The sequence below is a fragment of the Campylobacter sp. CNRCH_2015_0814 genome (assembly GCF_025772765.1).
Lineage (GTDB): Bacteria > Campylobacterota > Campylobacteria > Campylobacterales > Campylobacteraceae > Campylobacter_D.
In genome coordinates this window covers 1-1,042 of sequence record NZ_JAKMSR010000034.1, presented here as the reverse complement: position 1 = coordinate 1,042, position 1,042 = coordinate 1, and the positions used below count along the sequence as shown (strand labels likewise).

Here is a 1,042-nt window from a genome sequence, read left to right as displayed (position 1 = left end):
AAGCGAGAGTTTATCGGTTAAACAAACAAGAAATTTTTATTAGCCAGACAAGACATTTATTATCAAGGAGTTTTATGAAAAAAATTACTCAAACTTTAACAAATAAACTAACTTTTTTTGTGGGACTAGCAATAGTAGGAATATTATTAATTGCAAATGTATTTAACTATTTAGAAATAAAACGTGACACTAGAGAGCTTATCAATAATTTACAAATTAAAACTATACAGGATGTTGCAAAAAATTTTGAAGACTACAGTGAATCAAGAAGTGATGCTGTAAAAGCCATTGCGCTTGAAATGAAAAAAAATCCAAGTGCAAGCACTAAAGAAATTTATGATATGGTTAGAGTAACCAAAGAAGCAAGCCGTTTTGATGTGTTATACGTAGGACTTGCGCATAATGGTGCAATGATAAGATCTAATGGAAACCATCAAACGCCTTCTGATGGTTATGATCCAAGAACTAGAACTTGGTATACAAGTGTTGCTTCTGGAAATGACAAAGTTGTGATTTCAAAACCTTATATGGCTCCGAGTTTAAAAGCTCCTTCTTTAGCTTTTTCATACCCTATAGTTGTTAATGGTAGTTTTATAGGAGCTGTTGGCGGAAATTATGATTTAACTACATTTTCAAAAAATGTACTTTCTATGGGAAAATCAGCAAGTGGATTTGTTGTTGTTATAGATGATGATGGAGTAATATTATTTCATGAACTTGAAGAGCAACTGCTTAAAAAAACTGCATTATCCGAAAACATAGTAAAAACATATCTTAATAGCCCTGAAGGTAAAACAGGAGAATTATCAAAAAATTTTTTTGTAGTTAAAGATGAAAACAACAAAAATAAAGCAGTTATTTGTCAAGAAAATTCATTAGGATATAATATTTGCGCAATCGCGGATGAAGAAATATATACAAAACCCGTAAATGAAGCTCTGATTAAACAATCATTTATTGGTTTAATAAGTTTAGTTATAGCTCTAGTAATAATAGGATTTGTTATTAAATACAATATTTCACCGCTTAAAAAAATACAAAA

The 1,042-nt window shown here is 29.8% G+C and carries 1 protein-coding gene; it reads left to right on the top strand.

What is annotated here, in order from left to right:
• Window positions 1-74: 74 nt before the first annotated feature.
• Window positions 75-1,042: cache domain-containing protein (locus L8X24_RS07890; RefSeq protein WP_263664338.1), on the top strand; the 968-nt coding region annotated here is incomplete at its 3' end.